The sequence below is a fragment of the Flavobacterium sp. IB48 genome, from assembly GCF_016405855.1.
In the GTDB taxonomy this organism is placed as follows: domain Bacteria; phylum Bacteroidota; class Bacteroidia; order Flavobacteriales; family Flavobacteriaceae; genus Flavobacterium; species Flavobacterium ginsengisoli.
Genome location: NZ_JAEFCA010000002.1, coordinates 125,832 through 141,551 on the forward strand (window position 1 = coordinate 125,832; position 15,720 = coordinate 141,551).

19 protein-coding genes are annotated in these 15,720 nt (G+C 32.3%); 3 read left to right on the forward strand and 16 right to left on the reverse strand.

All coding sequences use genetic code 11. The features are described from left to right. Positions 1–10 precede the first annotated feature (10 nt). The 10 genes from abc-f to JC605_RS07765 form a co-directional block, all read right to left on the reverse strand. Entirely contained in the window at positions 11–1,597 is a 1,587-nt protein-coding gene (abc-f, locus tag JC605_RS07720; protein WP_198855649.1) for a ribosomal protection-like ABC-F family protein, read from the reverse strand. A gap of 205 nt (positions 1,598–1,802) precedes the next feature. After that, positions 1,803–2,174, reverse strand: coding sequence for a hypothetical protein (locus JC605_RS07725; RefSeq protein WP_233074056.1), 372 nt, complete (start codon positions 2,172–2,174; stop codon positions 1,803–1,805). Positions 2,175–2,390: 216 nt separating this feature from the next. After that, positions 2,391–3,323 carry a transglutaminase gene (locus tag JC605_RS07730; protein ID WP_198855651.1) on the reverse strand — a complete coding sequence of 311 codons (933 nt, stop codon included), beginning with the start codon at positions 3,321–3,323 and terminating at the stop codon, positions 2,391–2,393. An 18-nt stretch (positions 3,324–3,341) separates the two neighbouring features. Further along, entirely contained in the window at positions 3,342–4,193 is an 852-nt protein-coding gene (locus JC605_RS07735) for a substrate-binding domain-containing protein (protein ID WP_198855652.1), read from the reverse strand. Positions 4,194–4,247: 54 nt separating this feature from the next. Further along, positions 4,248–4,724 (reverse strand): DUF4265 domain-containing protein, encoded by a 477-nt coding sequence (locus JC605_RS07740; RefSeq protein WP_198855653.1) that lies wholly within the window; start codon positions 4,722–4,724, stop codon positions 4,248–4,250. After that, entirely contained in the window at positions 4,724–5,116 is a 393-nt protein-coding gene (locus tag JC605_RS07745) for a VOC family protein (protein ID WP_198855654.1), read from the reverse strand. Before JC605_RS07745 ends, JC605_RS07740 begins: the two co-directional genes overlap by 1 nt. 4 nt (positions 5,117–5,120) lie before the next feature. Further along, entirely contained in the window at positions 5,121–5,561 is a 441-nt protein-coding gene (locus tag JC605_RS07750; RefSeq protein ID WP_198855655.1) for a DinB family protein, read from the reverse strand. A gap of 15 nt (positions 5,562–5,576) precedes the next feature. Next, complete coding sequence (locus JC605_RS07755) at positions 5,577–6,446, reverse strand: nucleoside phosphorylase (RefSeq protein ID WP_198855656.1); 870 nt, start codon at positions 6,444–6,446, stop codon at positions 5,577–5,579. A gap of 92 nt (positions 6,447–6,538) precedes the next feature. After that, positions 6,539–6,871: a translation initiation factor gene (locus JC605_RS07760; protein WP_198855657.1), complete on the reverse strand. Its 333-nt coding sequence runs from the start codon at positions 6,869–6,871 to the stop codon at positions 6,539–6,541. A gap of 111 nt (positions 6,872–6,982) precedes the next feature. After that, positions 6,983–7,933 carry an isopenicillin N synthase family oxygenase gene (locus JC605_RS07765; protein WP_198855658.1) on the reverse strand — a complete coding sequence of 317 codons (951 nt, stop codon included), beginning with the start codon at positions 7,931–7,933 and terminating at the stop codon, positions 6,983–6,985. 188 nt (positions 7,934–8,121) lie between these two features. Between JC605_RS07765 and JC605_RS07770 the strand changes: the two genes are divergently transcribed. Continuing rightward, positions 8,122–10,098 (forward strand): thiamine pyrophosphate-dependent enzyme, encoded by a 1,977-nt coding sequence (locus JC605_RS07770; RefSeq protein WP_198855659.1) that lies wholly within the window; start codon positions 8,122–8,124, stop codon positions 10,096–10,098. A gap of 74 nt (positions 10,099–10,172) precedes the next feature. Here the strand turns inward: JC605_RS07770 and JC605_RS07775 are convergent, their stop codons facing one another. From JC605_RS07775 to JC605_RS07790, 4 genes are all read right to left on the reverse strand, one after another. After that, positions 10,173–11,144 (reverse strand): zinc-binding alcohol dehydrogenase family protein, encoded by a 972-nt coding sequence (locus JC605_RS07775; protein ID WP_198855660.1) that lies wholly within the window; start codon positions 11,142–11,144, stop codon positions 10,173–10,175. 127 nt (positions 11,145–11,271) lie between these two features. Then, positions 11,272–11,850 (reverse strand): Crp/Fnr family transcriptional regulator, encoded by a 579-nt coding sequence (locus tag JC605_RS07780; RefSeq protein ID WP_198855661.1) that lies wholly within the window; start codon positions 11,848–11,850, stop codon positions 11,272–11,274. Between the two features lie 25 nt (positions 11,851–11,875). After that, positions 11,876–12,346 (reverse strand): hypothetical protein, encoded by a 471-nt coding sequence (locus JC605_RS07785; RefSeq protein WP_198855662.1) that lies wholly within the window; start codon positions 12,344–12,346, stop codon positions 11,876–11,878. Between the two features lie 29 nt (positions 12,347–12,375). Then, positions 12,376–12,777: a glyoxalase gene (locus JC605_RS07790; protein WP_198855663.1), complete on the reverse strand. Its 402-nt coding sequence runs from the start codon at positions 12,775–12,777 to the stop codon at positions 12,376–12,378. Between the two features lie 82 nt (positions 12,778–12,859). Here JC605_RS07790 and JC605_RS07795 point away from each other — a divergent pair, with 82 nt between their 5' ends. Continuing rightward, positions 12,860–13,279 (forward strand): hypothetical protein, encoded by a 420-nt coding sequence (locus JC605_RS07795; protein WP_198855664.1) that lies wholly within the window; start codon positions 12,860–12,862, stop codon positions 13,277–13,279. Between the two features lie 180 nt (positions 13,280–13,459). Here JC605_RS07795 and JC605_RS07800 read toward each other — a convergent pair whose 3' ends face one another. Beyond that, entirely contained in the window at positions 13,460–14,716 is a 1,257-nt protein-coding gene (locus JC605_RS07800) for a mechanosensitive ion channel family protein (RefSeq protein WP_198855665.1), read from the reverse strand. Next, on the reverse strand, positions 14,709–15,002 hold the full coding sequence (locus JC605_RS07805; RefSeq protein WP_198855666.1) for a DUF3817 domain-containing protein: 294 nt from the start codon (positions 15,000–15,002) through the stop codon (positions 14,709–14,711). The genes JC605_RS07800 and JC605_RS07805 overlap by 8 nt, the downstream gene beginning before the upstream one ends. 104 nt (positions 15,003–15,106) lie before the next feature. Here JC605_RS07805 and JC605_RS07810 point away from each other — a divergent pair, with 104 nt between their 5' ends. Beyond that, positions 15,107–15,640 (forward strand): DUF6155 family protein, encoded by a 534-nt coding sequence (locus JC605_RS07810; RefSeq protein WP_198855667.1) that lies wholly within the window; start codon positions 15,107–15,109, stop codon positions 15,638–15,640. Positions 15,641–15,720: the final 80 nt, after the last annotated feature.

Consider the following 15,720-nt stretch of genomic DNA (forward strand, 5'->3'; position numbering starts at 1 on the left):
ACTGTTTTGTTTAAAGTAAAATACTTTTTTCAATATTAATCTGTTCCAAAAACGATTGATCGTGTGAAATCACAATTAAAGTGCCTTGATATTCGTTGATAGCCGAAGTCAATATTTCTATATTTTGAATATCCAGATTATTTGTTGGTTCATCTAAAATTATAATTTCAGGCGATTCATTGCTAATCGTTAAACAGCATAACATTAAGCGCATTCTTTCGCCACCGCTCAGTGCATTGCAAGGTTTGTCCCAATCATTTCTAGAAAATAAAAAGCGATTCAATCTCATTTTGATTTCATGCTCTTCTAAACCGCAATCATTGAAAACCTGCGCTTGTTCGTAAATTTTAAGATTTTGGTTTAATAAAGAATAGTCCTGGTCTATATAAATTGCTTTTTTGTCCAAACAAGTTATTTGTCCTTGGGTTGGATTTAATTCTCTAAGAATAATTTTAATTAAAGTTGTTTTTCCAGAGCCATTTAATCCTTTTACAGCCAAACGATCTCCTGACAGAATTTCAAAATTTAGATTTTCATTCCAAAGATTCCTTTCACCATAATTGTAATTGATTTCTGAAGCCTTAAAAAGAATTTTTCCTTTAAGAAAAGAAGAATTATTAAAACCAAATTTCATTTGATCTATTGCAGGAAGTGATGATCGAAGTTGTCGCAAATCTTCAGAAATTCCACTAATTTTCTCAGCATGAACATCTTTAATCTTAGAACTGCTATTTTCGGCTTTATTTCTGAGCGTATTCATCATAATTCTGGCAACACCCGATTTCTCTTGTTTCTTTTTGCCTCTCGAATCTAGTTTATTTTGACGTTCAATACTCTCTCGTTCTTTTTCTTTGGCTTTTTTCAATGCCTTTTCCTTGCTTTGAACATCTTGTTCTAAGGCATTATTTTCAACTTTTTTCTGTTCACTATAAAAATCATAATTCCCTCCATAAACAGAAATTTCATTTTTGGTCATTTCCAGCGTCTTACTCAAAAGATTGAGCAATGTTCTGTCGTGACTGACAATAAGTAATGTACTAGAGGTAGATTTTATAAAATCATACAGTAACGTTCTGCTGGCAAAATCTAGATGATTACTAGGCTCATCTAATAAAACCAAGTCGGGTTGATGAATCATTATTCCGGCTAGAAAGACTTTTGTTTTTTGTCCGCCGCTTAAAGTTTCCATTTTCTGGTTCAAATCCAAATCATGCAATTGCCAATAAGACAAAGCTTCATTACAGCGTTCTTCAATCGTCCAGTCGTCATCTAACAATTGAAGATTTTCTTCAGTCACAATACCTTCAAATATTTCTTTAAGTGAACTTATTTTTTCCTTTATGTGCAAAGCTTCAGCAACCGTAAAATCGTTAAACTGACCAAACAATTGTGGAACAAAATAGGGCTTAGAATTCTGAATTATCTGTCCTGAAAAAGGCTGTAATTCACCAGCAATAATTTTTAAAAGTGTAGATTTTCCAACACCATTATTTCCAACCAAAGAGGTTTTATCGTGATTGTTTAGCGTAAAGCTAATGTTTTGAAACAGCATGTCTTTATTCTCATGCTGATATGAGATATTTTGAAGAATAAGCATAATTCCTTTCTTTTAAAGATAAATAATCTAGCAGCCACAAAGTTGTGGTCGCTTACTACATTTTCCTGAAAGAAATTATTTTTCACATATGCCAGTACTTATTTTAAGAAGTGCAAAGATATTTATTTTAACTTTAAAAATCAAAAAACCATTCTTTACAATTGTAGCGAATGGTTTTTGTACTGAATTACGATGTAATTATTATTTAAATTTTATCAAATGTTAGTTTGGCTTCTTTGGTGTCTAAAATTAACTTATCATCTGTTATAGTACTTTCACAAACGTAAGGCGTGCCAACTTCGTCTTTTATAACTAGTTTTTTACCTTTTTCTGTTAGCGCATAAGTTCCGTCTGTGATTTCACGAAGCAAATATCCTGTTACATGCCCATCTTCAGTAAAAGTAAGCATACCGTTGGTTAAAATTGCGTTTTTTGTAGAATCAGAAACAGTTTCTTTTGGTTCTACAGCAGTAACTTTCCATGAATTCACAAGCTTGTCTCTTTTACGATGGCATGAAACAATTAATACGACGACAGCAATGGCAATTACGAGGGTAAATAATTTAGAGTTTTTCATGATTTTGTGATTAAAAGTTAAACAGGAAAAAGTTACAAAAAAAAATAACATTAAAATATTCGGAATCAAATATTTATAAAGATTTTTTTTACTTCTTAAATCGAATAGCTTTTAATTTGAAAAGTCTTTGTTTTTGGGACTTTTACTGATAACCAACCACTTAAGTATTGACTATTGTAGCAATAAAAAATTAGAAAATAGACACTTTGAGACAGGTTAATTAAGAGTCAAAGCTCCCAAAATTTCCTCATACATAAAAGGGCCACCAGGATAAGTTGCAGTATAATCTAGATTCATCCAGACTTGTCCACGTTCGTCTATGTGGTAGTGTAATTTTTTGCCGTAGCTTTCTTTTACAAAAAGAACATTTTTGATCAAATAATTGACTTTTTCGAGATCAATCATTGAACCAATTAAAATTTCGGGATAAATATGTCCTTTGGTATGAATAAGGCGAGGAGTTCCGCCAATTGCTCGTACAGCTGCCGCCATCAAAATAGAGTGATCATCGCAATCGCCTGAAAAATATTCAAGAGATTCGCTGGCAGTTGCGATGTAATCACCTTCTTTTGGATCGTTTACATAATTCCATCTGCTGTTTATTTCTTTAAAAACTGCAAAACACTGAATTATAGTTCGATAATCTGAATAGCCTCTAATCTTTTTAAAATGCTTTGTAGTCGCCATAATGGCAAAATTTCGCACTTTAGGATTTTGGTATTCTATAGCATTTATAATCTTTGATTTATTAGGAAACGGAAGCAGTTTTGCTACAATAATGTCCTGCGGATAAGGATTATCAGACATGGTGTAAATCATAGAATTGTAATCTTCTGAGATTTCGCTAAAACCATAATTTCCAATAACCGATCCGTAAAATAGAATTATCAAGTAAACGGCAACACATAAAATAATTATTGTTCTGAGATACATCAGAAGAAAAAATATGGCTGCAAAAACAAAAATAAAGATGAATACGCGATCGAGATTGAACGCCCATTCTAAATCTATTAAATTTTGATGCAGAATGATGAAAATCGGAATTGTAATTAAAAGACTTAAAATCGAAATAATAATCCTGTCCCACGGTGATTTCACCTGTAGCTTGGATTTTAAATACGGTAAGTCAATTTTAGGGAATTTCATCATACGAATCAAAAAGCAGTATTACAATGCTTTTACTGTTTCTACAAAAATACTTTTTTTATCAATAATTCCCAGATCAAATAATTGATTTTGAATTTTATTAAAAGATTTTTCTGTCAAATTTTTTTGTGACCACTGAGTCAATTTTAGCCATTCTTTAATATCTTCTGCTTTTTGATTAAAAAGCTTTGATAATTTCTTGTCGATTTCTGGAATCTCTTTAAAATCAACTGTTGTTTTGTTGATTATTTTGAGAATCATTTCTACTGTTTTGGCGTTCTTTTTTAAAAACTCATCACGGCCTACAATTATAAATGAAGGCCAAGGAGTAGGGCAGTCGTCAATTCTTCTAAAAACTCCTTTATCTACAAGAGGTTTTGTCATAAAACGTTCCCACATAAAATAATCGGCTTTCTTGCTCGTTAAAGCATCCACAGCGCCATCAATAGTATTTACAATTTCAAACTCAAGATCATCCATTTCCCAGCCTTGTTCATTTGCATTTACATAAGCCATCAATTGTGATCCAGAACCAATTCTCGAAATTGCCACTTTTTTATTTTTAAGATCTTTTAAGGTCTTAAAATCAGATTTTGCATCAACGTGAATTCCCCAAATTAAAGGAGATTGCACATAAATCTGAACAATTTTACTCGGATTTCCAGCCGAAATATCTTTTAAAATTCCTTCGGTCAAAATAACAGCAAGATCTGTTTCTCCATCACGAAGCATTTGGCACATTTTACCCGTTCCTTCGGGCACATTTGTCCATTGTAAGTCGATGTTCTCTTCTTCAAATTCACCATTTTCAATGCATAGATGCCACGGCAAATTGAAGTGTTCTGGAACACCCGCAATTTTGACAGTTTTCATTTATTTTAAGTTTAAGTTAAGTTGATTGGTATGCGTAATCTTATCGTTATTAGTTTAGTTTTTTAATAAATCTGCCCTATGTTTTTCTGAAAGGCAAGGTTCTGCAAATTCAATGATATCTTGTGATTCGTATTCACTCAATAGATTTCTTACCAAAGAATAATCTACATCTTTGGCTATTTCTGCTGCAAAAAAAGTTTCATTTAATCCTTCAGACAAACAATTTATTGCTTTTAATTTTTCGCGAATAATTTCTTTATCAAAACCTTTTTCTAAAACAGCAATCTGAACAATCGAATTTCCAGAGTTTTGAATCGTTTTTCTATGCATGAAACGTTCTTCTGTTTCGTCATATTCTGCATAAAAAATATCATCAGTAGCAATTAAAGGGCCGAAAAAAGGGATATTATCCAACTTAAAAAGTCCTTTTTCTAAATCTATAATTTCTGCCCACATCGTTTCAGAAACTACTTCGTCTAGATAATCACTGTAGTATTTAAATAATATTTTCTTGTGAGTTTCTTGTTCCATTATTCAATTTCGCTGATTACAGCTTTTAAAGGTGATATTACGATTCTATAGCCATCTGGATCCTGAATCATTTTTCCATTTTCATTCCAAAACGGATTCAGTGCATGTATAACTGCAATATTATACTTTGGTAATTTATTTACTAATTTATCGTAATCTGCAATAGTTTTAGGGTATAAAACCATTACATCATCTTCATCAAAAGTATGCTTGGCCGCTACTTCAGATTGTGTAAACTCAAAATGCCAGTCTAAGCCCGGTTTTCCTATGAAAATACCATCATAATTATTATGATTCTCAAACCCGCCCAATCGTTCAAAGCCGAGTACATCTACATAAAAATTCTCAATTTTCTCTAAATCATTTGTATGTCGCGCAACTCGTAAAAACATAATTTTATGACTTTATTTGATTAATATGATGCTCTAAATGTTCTACATAATCGGTCATTATAAACCGTAAATCAGCTAGAGATCCATCGCCAAAATCAATTTCATACTCTAAAGCTTTTGGATCAACTGTTTTCATCAGTCTTACAAGCTGTTTATTTATGACAAACCATAATTGCGTAAGCTCCTCAATATCCATTGTCTGATACTTATTTATATCTACTAAAGCATCTGGATCATAAGTTCTTCTTTGATAAGGTTTGTCAACATAATTAATTTCTGTAAAACGGACAAGATTATGAACGGCTGAATCTACCAAATGACCTATAATTTCTTTCTTAGACCATTTTTTAGGTTTTCTTTCTTCTAAAATTTTCTGGTCTATTATTGGAAAATAATGTACATTTTCGTTCAATAATTTTTCAAATTTGAGAATAACACTTTCCATCAATTTGCCAATTAATTAGTTTCCTGCCAATTTATTTAATGTGTAAGCAATCAATTCATCTACAGCTTTGTACGGATCCTCACTAAAAGTTCCGCTAGCACGATTTGCAATAATAGCGTTAAGTGATAATGCATTGTGTCCTAATAGCGCAGAAAGACCATAGATTGCTGCTGTTTCCATTTCTAAATTAGTGATTTTAGTTTCATTAAAACTAAAATTATCCATTTTATTATTCAATTCTTCGTCTTGAATATTTAAACGTAAAACCCTTCCTTGCGGACCGTAGAATCCACCGGCTGTTGCGGTAATGCCTTTGAAAATTCGATCTGATTCGATTAATTTTTCTAATTTTTCAGAACATTGTGTAACATAAGGTTTCCCTTTTTTAGGATCCCAATTGGTATGTTTTACAAATGCATCTTCAATTTCTGTAATAGAAACATCATCAATTAAATAGGAGCGAAGCATATTGTCTAATCCTAACCCGAACTTTGACATCACGAAACTGTCTACAGGAATATCTTCCTGCAAAGAACCTGACGTTCCTATTCTGATAATATTTAAAGAAGTTAATTTTTCTTTTGGCTGACGCGTTTTTAAATCAATATTTACTAAAGCGTCTAATTCGTTTAATACAATATCAATATTATCAGGTCCAATTCCTGTAGAAACTACAGAGATTCTTTTTCCCTTGTAAATACCGGTTTGAGTCTTAAATTCTCTTTTTTGAGCTGAATGTTCGATTGAATCGAAAAATTGAGTGATTTTTTCAACTCTGTTTTGATCACCAACAAAAATAATGTCGTGTGCTATATGTTCTGGACGAAGGTTTAAGTGGTAAACACTTCCGTCTGGATTTAATATCAATTCTGAAGATTGTATCATTTTTTTTTTAGTTGCTAAGGTTCTGAGATACTGAGGCTCTAAGTTTTTTTCAATGTTTCAGGTTAGTCGAATAACTTGAAACCTAAAACTTTTTAGCCCCCAACTCGTTTCGTTTTGAATCCTTTTTCTTTAAGGATTGCCATTATTTTATCTCGGTAATCGCCTTGAATTATAATCGAATCGTCTTTAAAAGTTCCGCCAACACTTAATTTGGTTTTGATTTCTTTGGCTAAGATTTTAAAATCTTCATCTGAGCCTTCGTAACCTTCAATTATAGTTGTTGGTTTTCCTTTTCTTTTTTCAAATTTACAAATCATAGGTTCTTTCTGAACGTACAAAACATGATCTTGTTCTTCAACTTGCTCAGGTTCATTTGTTTCTACGTGATCTGGAAATAGATTCTTTAATTGATCTTTTAAGTCCATATTTTTTTTATTCTAAAAATAAATTCCAAGCATAAAGATATTTAAAAATTAAATTCCAAACCCCAAGAAAAGCTCGGAATTTGGAATTTTAATTTTAAAAATTATGTAAGTCTATTTTTTGATTAAACCTAGCTCTACTAAACGTTCGTATAAGAATTCGCCCGCAGTAATATCTTCGTATTTCTTTGGGTTTTCAGCATCAATACAATTTTCAAGACAATCTAAGCGCATATCGCTAACAGGGTGCATAAAAAATGGAATTGAATAACGTGAAGTTCCCCACAATTCTCTTGGAGGATTTACCACTTGGTGAATTGTAGATTTTAATTTATTGTTGGTGTGTCTAGACAACATATCACCAACATTGATTACTAATTCATCATCTTCAGCAATAGCATCAATCCAGTCGCCATTATGATTTTGAACTTGTAAACCTTTACCCTGAGCTCCCATCAACAAAGTAATTAAGTTGATATCGCCGTGAGCAGCTGCGCGAATCGCATTTTCTGGCTCAGAAGTAATAGGAGGATAGTGGATTGGTCTTAAAATTGAGTTTCCTTCTTTTGCATAATTATCAAAATAAAACTCATCTAGACCTAAATGTAAAGCCAAAGCTCTTAAAACATAAACACCTGTTTTCTCCAATTTTTGATACGCTTCTTTACCAACTACATTAAAACGTGGTAATTCGGTAACTTCAACATTGTCTGGGTATTCTGAAGCCCATCTTGAATCTTTGTCAACGTATTGGCCAAAGTGCCAAAATTCTTTTAAGTCTCCTTCTTTACGTCCTTTAGCATGCTCTTTTCCAAAAGAAACATAACCTCTCTGTCCGCCGATTCCAGGAATTTCATATTTATGCTTAGTTTCTATTGGCAAGGCGAAAAAGTTTCTAATTTCACCATAAAGTTCGTTTACCAATTGATCATCAAGGAAATGACCTTTTAAGGCTACGAAGCCAATATTTTCAAATGCACTGCCGATTTCATTTACAAATTTTTGTTTACGTTTCGGGTCGTCCGAAAGGAAATCACGTAAGTCTACACTAGGAATGTTTTGCATACTTTACATTTTTTATTTTAAAGAAAAAAGGTGTCATAAGCACCTTTCGCTAACAAAGGTAGATAATATTTTAGAAAATAATCTTAAGCTCAGGCATTAAAAGCTGATTTCTGATTAAAATTAATTTTAAAAACCAATAAAATTGATGCAATTTGTTATATTTGAAACACTAAAAAACAAAAAATTACATGATTTTTTACCGACAAAACCTTTCTGACACTGAATTATTAGATTTATATAAAAAAATATTAAAGCCTAGATTGATTGAAGAAAAGATGCTAATCTTGATTCGTCAAGGAAAAGTTTCTAAATGGTTTTCTGGAATAGGGCAAGAAGCTATCGCTGTTGGTGTAACGGCTGTTTTAGATCAGTCAGAATACATACTCCCAATGCACCGAAATCTTGGTGTTTTTACAACTAGAGAAGTTCCGCTTCATCGTTTGTTTTCGCAATGGCAAGGAAAGGCAAATGGTTTTACAAAAGGACGAGACAGAAGTTTCCATTTTGGAACACAAGAATACAATATTATAGGAATGATTTCGCATTTGGGTCCACAATTAGGAATTGCTGACGGAATCGCACTTGCAAATAAACTTCAAGACAATAAAAAAATTACGGCTGTTTTTACGGGAGAAGGCGGAACAAGCGAAGGTGATTTTCATGAAGCATTGAATATTGCTGCTGTTTGGAAACTTCCGGTAATGTTTATTGTAGAAAATAACGGTTACGGACTTTCGACACCAACTAACGAACAATATGCTTGCGAAAACCTTGCTGATAAAGGAATTGGCTACGGAATTGAAAGCTGGATCGTTGACGGAAATAATATTGTTGAAGTCTACAATAAATTGTCTAAACTTAAAAAAGAAATGCAGGAAGATCCACGCCCAATTTTGTTGGAGTTTAAGACTTTTAGAATGCGAGGACACGAAGAGGCAAGCGGCACAAAATATGTTCCTCAAGATTTAATGGATCAATGGGAGCTTAGAGATCCTGTTACAAATTACAGAAAATATTTGACTGAAATTGGAATTCTAACTGCTGAACAAGACGAACAATTTCATGCTGAAATAAAACAAGAAATTGATGAAAATTGGGCATTGGCAAATGCTGAACCTGAAATCGAACCAACTTATAGTGGAGAATTAGATGATGTTTATAAACCATTTCAATATGAAGAATATACCCATAATTCTGATTCTACAAATATTCGTTTTATTGATGCTATTCGTAATGGTTTAGAACAATCTATGTGGCGCCATAAAAACTTGGTTATTATGGGACAGGACATTGCTGAATATGGCGGAGCATTTAAAATTACAGAAGGTTTTGTTGATGCTTTTGGAAAAGACCGTATACGGAACACGCCAATTTGCGAAAGTGCTGTAATTTCAACAGGAATGGGATTATCTATAAACGGATACAAAGCAATTATAGAAATGCAATTTGCCGATTTTGTTTCTACTGGATTTAACCCGATTGTGAATCTATTAGCAAAATCTCATTATCGCTGGGGCGAAAAAGCAGATGTTGTCGTTAGAATGCCTTGCGGAGGCGGAACTCAAGCTGGGCCATTCCATTCGCAGACCAATGAAGCTTGGTTTACTAAAACTCCAGGTTTAAAAGTAGTTTATCCAGCATTTCCATACGATGCAAAAGGCCTTTTAAATACTTCGATTAATGATCCAAATCCAGTTTTATTCTTCGAACATAAATTATTGTACAGAAGTATTTATCAAGATGTTCCAACTGACTATTATACTATTCCTTTAGGTAAATCTGCTTTAGTTAAAGAAGGAAGATCGGTAACTATTATTTCATTTGGAGCTGCAGTTCATTGGGCTTTAGACACATTAGCGAAACATCCAGAAATTGATGCCGATTTAATAGATTTAAGAACTTTACAGCCTTTAGACACAGAAACAATTTTCACTTCAGTTAAAAAAACAGGAAAAGCTATAATTTTTCAAGAAGACACACTGTTTGGTGGAATCGCAAGTGATATTTCGGCTTTAATTATGGAAAATTGCTTCGAATATCTAGATGCTCCTGTAAAACGTGTGGCAAGTTTAGATTCACCAATTCCTTTTACTAAAGCACTAGAAGATCAGTTTTTACCAAGAAATAGATTTGAGGAAGTTTTACTTGAGATTCTAAGATACTAAGATACTAAGGTTCTGAGTCTGAAAAAACTTAGCCACGATAGCTATCGGGGTAGCAACTCAGAACCTTAGAAGCTTTAAACAAGAACTACCAAACGCTTTCCATCGGGAACTTCTGCATTCCACATTTTCTCAATATCTGATAAATGAACGGTTTCAATATTTACTTTTAGTATATTTTTAGATGCCAAAAGAAACATTTCGGGAAGGATTTCAGAAAATAACAATTTCACTTCTTCTTTTGTCCAACTTCCTAATCCAGAACCAGATAATTGAAGATCAACACTTCGTAAAATCTGTGCAGACAATTGAATGGTATCTCCAGCCATAGAACCTACAGAAACATACCTAGTTCTATGCGTAAAATTTCCGTTTCCTTTTAAAATTGAAAGAATAAGCTCTGCTGAATGTCCCCATAAATAGTCAATTACAATATCAATTGGAGTGTTTTTATGGATTTCTCTTAGCTGAGAAATAAAAGATTCATCATTCTGTTTTAAGGATATAATTTGATCTGCACCTAATTCTAAAAGGCTTTCAAGCGCTTTTTCATTTCTTCCTGTAACAATTATCCTTTTAGCTCCGTAATGTTTTGCAATTTGAACAGCCATTTGTCCCGTAAAACCAGTGGCTCCATTTATTAAAACTGTTTCTCCAGGTTTTATTGTTGCTCTAAAACGAAGTGCCATTGCCGAGCCTGCAACTGCGTTTGGCATCGCTGCAGCTGTTGCATCATCAATTCCGTTTGGCAAAACAACCATTCGTTTTTTCTCTACTAAAGCCTTTTCTGCGATTGTTCCTGAGATTCCGCGGGCGTAAACTCTTGTTCCATTTTTTAGAACTCCAATTCCGTCGCTTCCAACTACAAATCCGTTTTGATTTTCTTTTTCCGAAGAATAATGATCTCCGCTTGCAATTCCTTTATCCAGATTTGTAATGGCTACGGCTTTTACCGAAACCAAAACTTCATTTTCATTTGATGCAATTGGCTCTTCAAATTCTGCATATTTTGGCAATTCGCCTTTTTTATAAACTACTGCTGCTTTCATAATTATTAAATTTTATGAAGCAAAATTACAGAGCCGTTTATGGGGAGACGATAACATTTGTTATCAAATTTCTCCTTAAACCATATAAGTTATATAAGCTAGTTTAAGCTTGGCTTATATTAATAGGTCAATTATTCTTATTTACTAATTTGTTTTTTAATCTGCTTAAATGTACAGTTGTAATGCCTAAGTAAGAAGCGATATAATGTTGCGGAACTCGTAATATTATTTGAGGTCTTTGTTGAATTAAATTAACATATCGCTCTGCAGGGGAATCTTTTATAAACGAAACAAAATACTTCATATAATCAAAAGTACGCTCAAAAAGCTTATTAATGAGACTATCTCTCAATGCTGGTATTTCTTTGATTTCTTCGAGAATTTTATCCAGATCATTTTTATGAATCCACCACAAAACCGAAGGCTCAATGGTTTCTATATTTGTCGGACTCGGAAGTTTCTTCATAAAACTTTCGATAGAAGCAACGCTCTCATTTTCAAAAAAGAATTGCGTAGTGAGATCTTTTCCGTTATTGTTAAACCAAACCCGAATACAACCTTTTTCGATAATATAAAGTTTTTTTGAAACTTCGCCTTCTTCTAAAAGTGTCGTTTTCGTAAGAACTTCAATTCGATTGAAATAACCGATGTATTCATTCCATTTTTCATCAGTTAAAGGGAATCTGTTTCGGAATTGGCTGAACATTTATTTTAAATATAAATTTATTGCATTAGAATTTATTTTCAAATCTCTTTAAAACATGTCTATCTGAAAAAACATCTTTCCACATTTCAATTCTATAATAATCCTTAGGTGCTTCAGAATATGCAGATTCTAAATTACCATAATAGACACGAACTCTATAATTCCCAGTTTCAATTTTTTCTTCTAAAATAAGGGTCGTTAACGGACAATCATTTATTTGTACGAAACCAGTTTTTATTTCTAAACTAGCTTCTACAACATGATCAAAATCACTGAAATCAGAAATTAAACTTTTAGAATCTAAAAATTCAAGTTCACATTTTACAATTCCGTCACTATTTTCAATAGAAATCCCTAAAATCCCTTTCTCTACAGCAAGTTTATCATTAAAAGCTTCATTAGACCAAAAACTTTCGCTTTCAGTATCTCCTTCATCATCTTTTTCATTTAAATAAAATTGACCATAATCTGTTGTAAAATCTAAACTAAATTTCATCTAAACTAAAATTGCATGCTTTTTTATTATTAATTTGATTCCACTTCAAACAATTGCACCTGATTTTTCAATCGGTCAATCAGTAAATTCATCATTCGTTTATTTAAATCAGAAGAATTTTGGATATAAGTATTGTATTCATCAACCGTAAAAAGCGCCATTACAATTCCTTTTAAAGAATTTCTGAATTTAATGTCTTTTTGAATAGAGTTTTCGATTGTTTGGAGTTTCTTTTCAACCGAGTAAGAATAAAAATCAGGTTTATTCTTGTTTACGTAATTCAAAAAAACAGCTATAAATAAATCGTTTTGAAGCTTTAAAATTGGTCTGATCGTTTGGTTTTGAAAGATCTCATCTGCTGAAGATTGAGCACTTACGGTTCCTAAAGTTTCGCCTCTGAATTCTTTTAAAAAAGTGTCTCTATCTTCCATGGGGTTTTGTTTTAAGTTTTTCTTAAAGTTAAAGAAATAATCCCATAGTAAAAACCTATTTTTGTTTTTCTAAAAATAAATTATGCGATTATTTCTGTTTCTCTGCTTATTATTAGCTTCTTGCAATTCTAAAGAAGACAAAGAAAAATATAACCATCAATTATATCGTGCTGTAAATAACAAAGACACGGCCGTTTTTGATATTCATATAAACGACAAACGTTTTTATGGCCGTTACGAAATTTCGCATTATGGAACCGGAAAAGATTCTGGCGATGTAAGAGGAGATTTAAGAGGTGATACGCTTAGAGGCGATTATCATTATATTTCTTTTGGCGGAGCTTGGAAAAGAGTTCCTTTGGCTCTTCTAAAGAAAGACAATAAACTCTATTTAGGAAAAGGAGTAATCGGGACTTATTTTAATCTTCCGTGTTATGTTCCAGAAGTTCCAATTGAATATAATAATCCTGAGTTTCTTTTTGAGAAGATAGAGGAGAAGTAAATATTATAAAATTCCAAATTTCAAATTTTAAATTCCAAACTTGAATTACTTTGTGTACCGCAAAGCACGCAAAGTTTTTTTATTAGTTAGACTTACTAAAAATGCAAAGTTCGCAAAGCTTTGTGTAAAAACTTTGCGAACCTTGCGTAATTCTTAGCGCTCTTTGCGGTTAAAAAAACTCTATTCTAATTTTCCAATTTTCGAAGGAAGTTCAAAAATTTCAAGATCAAAATATTGCACAGAAGCCATTACGTGATCGAAAATATCGGCCATAATGTATTCGTAGTTCGCCCAGCGTTTGTCACTAGAAAAAACATAAATTTCTAATGGAACTCCGTGCGCAGTCGACTGCAATTGTCTACACATAATATGCATGTCTTTGTTTAACCCTGGATGATTTACTAAATACTGAATGATGTATTTTCGAAACAATCCTAGATTAGTCATATTTCGGCCATTCAGCGAAAGCGTTTTATCAATTCCTCTAAGATCATTGTATTTATCAATCTCCGCTTGACGGCTGTCAATATAAGAAGTGATAAGCTGTATTTTTCTTAATTGCTGCAAATCCTCTTCATTTAAAAAACGAATGGTACTGCTTTTTATTAAAACGTGCCTTTTGATACGTCTTCCATCAGATTTCTGCATTCCGCGCCAATTCTGAAATGAATCTGAACTTAAAGCATAAGTCGGAATTGTGGTAATGGTATTATCGAAATTTCGAACTTTTACCGTTGTCAAATTGATTTCGATAACATCTCCATCGGCACCAAATTTATCCATCGTAATCCAGTCTCCAATGCGAACCATATCGTTTATAGCAACCTGAACACTCGAAACAAAACCAAGGATTGTGTCTCTGAAAATTAAGATGATAATGGCCGAAAGTGTTCCTAAGATCGTTAGCAATTCGCCTTTTTTGATTCCGAATAAAGTCGAAATAATCATGGCAACTCCAAAAATCCAAAGCACAATCATAATAACCTGAACGAAGCTGTCAATTGGTTTGTCGCTGTATTCTGGTTTTTGTTTTAAATAATCTCGTAACGAATTAAAAACAGTTCTAACGATCCATAATCCCAATAATACAATATAAACTCCAACGATTTTTCCGAACATGGATTCCCAATATTCATATTTATCTAAAATAACCGGAACTGCTTTGTAGATAAAGAAAAACGGAATTAAATAAGCCGTATATCTAGTAGTTTTATTTTGAATTAAATAATCGTCAAATTTCGTCTTAGTTCGTTGAGCGAAAACGGCAGTCAAAGTGACTAAAATAAATTTGGCAACATAATATATAACGTATGCCAATGCTATTAAAATAGCGATATTAAAGAATAGGCTTGTATAAGACGCAACATTGCGGCTCATTCCCCAATCTCTGAAAACAGGATATAAAAAATTAAATATTTTCTCCAAAAGCTTATGCATTTGCTTTAGTTTCTAAATATTTTTTCTCAATATAAAAAGTTCCAAACGGAATAAGAGAAGCGATTAGAATGATTGCAAATGTTTTTAAATCCCAATTCATTGATTTTTTTAATAAAAATGCCAAAACAATGTATCCGATAAATAAAACACCATGTGTCATTCCTAACGGACGCAATAATGTATGATAAAGTTCAGGATTATTATTTTTGATAATCAACATATTAGCAAATAACACTAAATAAGAAATTCCCTCTAAAATGGCAGTAACTTTGAAAATCTTGAGCATGTATATAATTTTTAAGTTTAATAGGCGCAAAATTAAGTATTATCGTTGGTTTTTGAGGTATTTATAAAGAAAGTAATTTACTTTTGTAATCTTAAGTTTTGAGAATGAGCAAAAGAGATTTAAAAAAATATTTAGGCGAATTAACCAAAGAGCAATTAGAAGAACAATTGATAGAATTGTATGAGAAATTTGCTCCTGTAAAAGTGTACTATGATTTTGTTTTTAATCCAAAAGAAGACAAATTACTTCAGGATGCAAAGGTCAAAATCTCACATGAATATTTTCCAATTAAAAAACCTGGAGCAAAATGGCGTCCGAAAGCCAAGATGCGAAGATCGGTTGCGCAAAAATTGATTAAGCATTTTATGATGCTAGGTGTAGATTCATATGTTGTTGCCGATATTATGCTTTATAATATTGAAATCGCGCAAACGTTTTCTTCTCAAAATTTCATCAAGCAGGAATTGTTTTACAAAAGCATCTTAAATTCTTTTGAGCAAGCAACAAATTTTATTGTTTCAAACGGAATTTTTAACGATTTTAAATTGCGAATTAACGCTATTCATAAAGAAACTGTAGAGCAAAAATGGAAAAATAAGTACGATTTTGAGGCAATTTTGGAAAAAATCGACTACTAAAACCGTTTCTCATAAAAAATCTTTATTTAAAAAAAACATTTATTTTAAGTTAAAAGAAGATGAATAACTGTTTTTTCGGT

Excerpts from the sequence above, each read along its gene's own strand:
- abc-f (WP_198855649.1), bottom strand. The coding sequence starts at position 1,597 with ATGCTTATTCTTCAAAATATCTCATATCAGCATGAGAATAAAGACATG.
- JC605_RS07725 (WP_233074056.1), bottom strand. The coding sequence starts at position 2,174 with ATGAAAAACTCTAAATTATTTACCCTCGTAATTGCCATTGCTGTCGTC.
- JC605_RS07730 (WP_198855651.1), bottom strand. The coding sequence starts at position 3,323 with ATGATGAAATTCCCTAAAATTGACTTACCGTATTTAAAATCCAAGCTA.
- JC605_RS07735 (WP_198855652.1), bottom strand. The coding sequence starts at position 4,193 with ATGAAAACTGTCAAAATTGCGGGTGTTCCAGAACACTTCAATTTGCCG.
- JC605_RS07740 (WP_198855653.1), bottom strand. The coding sequence starts at position 4,724 with ATGGAACAAGAAACTCACAAGAAAATATTATTTAAATACTACAGTGAT.
- JC605_RS07745 (WP_198855654.1), bottom strand. The coding sequence starts at position 5,116 with ATGTTTTTACGAGTTGCGCGACATACAAATGATTTAGAGAAAATTGAG.
- JC605_RS07750 (WP_198855655.1), bottom strand. The coding sequence starts at position 5,561 with ATGGAAAGTGTTATTCTCAAATTTGAAAAATTATTGAACGAAAATGTA.
- JC605_RS07755 (WP_198855656.1), bottom strand. The coding sequence starts at position 6,446 with ATGATACAATCTTCAGAATTGATATTAAATCCAGACGGAAGTGTTTAC.
- JC605_RS07760 (WP_198855657.1), bottom strand. The coding sequence starts at position 6,871 with ATGGACTTAAAAGATCAATTAAAGAATCTATTTCCAGATCACGTAGAA.
- JC605_RS07765 (WP_198855658.1), bottom strand. The coding sequence starts at position 7,933 with ATGCAAAACATTCCTAGTGTAGACTTACGTGATTTCCTTTCGGACGAC.
- JC605_RS07770 (WP_198855659.1), top strand. The coding sequence starts at position 8,122 with ATGATTTTTTACCGACAAAACCTTTCTGACACTGAATTATTAGATTTA.
- JC605_RS07775 (WP_198855660.1), bottom strand. The coding sequence starts at position 11,144 with ATGAAAGCAGCAGTAGTTTATAAAAAAGGCGAATTGCCAAAATATGCA.
- JC605_RS07780 (WP_198855661.1), bottom strand. The coding sequence starts at position 11,850 with ATGTTCAGCCAATTCCGAAACAGATTCCCTTTAACTGATGAAAAATGG.
- JC605_RS07785 (WP_198855662.1), bottom strand. The coding sequence starts at position 12,346 with ATGAAATTTAGTTTAGATTTTACAACAGATTATGGTCAATTTTATTTA.
- JC605_RS07790 (WP_198855663.1), bottom strand. The coding sequence starts at position 12,777 with ATGGAAGATAGAGACACTTTTTTAAAAGAATTCAGAGGCGAAACTTTA.
- JC605_RS07795 (WP_198855664.1), top strand. The coding sequence starts at position 12,860 with ATGCGATTATTTCTGTTTCTCTGCTTATTATTAGCTTCTTGCAATTCT.
- JC605_RS07800 (WP_198855665.1), bottom strand. The coding sequence starts at position 14,716 with ATGCATAAGCTTTTGGAGAAAATATTTAATTTTTTATATCCTGTTTTC.
- JC605_RS07805 (WP_198855666.1), bottom strand. The coding sequence starts at position 15,002 with ATGCTCAAGATTTTCAAAGTTACTGCCATTTTAGAGGGAATTTCTTAT.
- JC605_RS07810 (WP_198855667.1), top strand. The coding sequence starts at position 15,107 with ATGAGCAAAAGAGATTTAAAAAAATATTTAGGCGAATTAACCAAAGAG.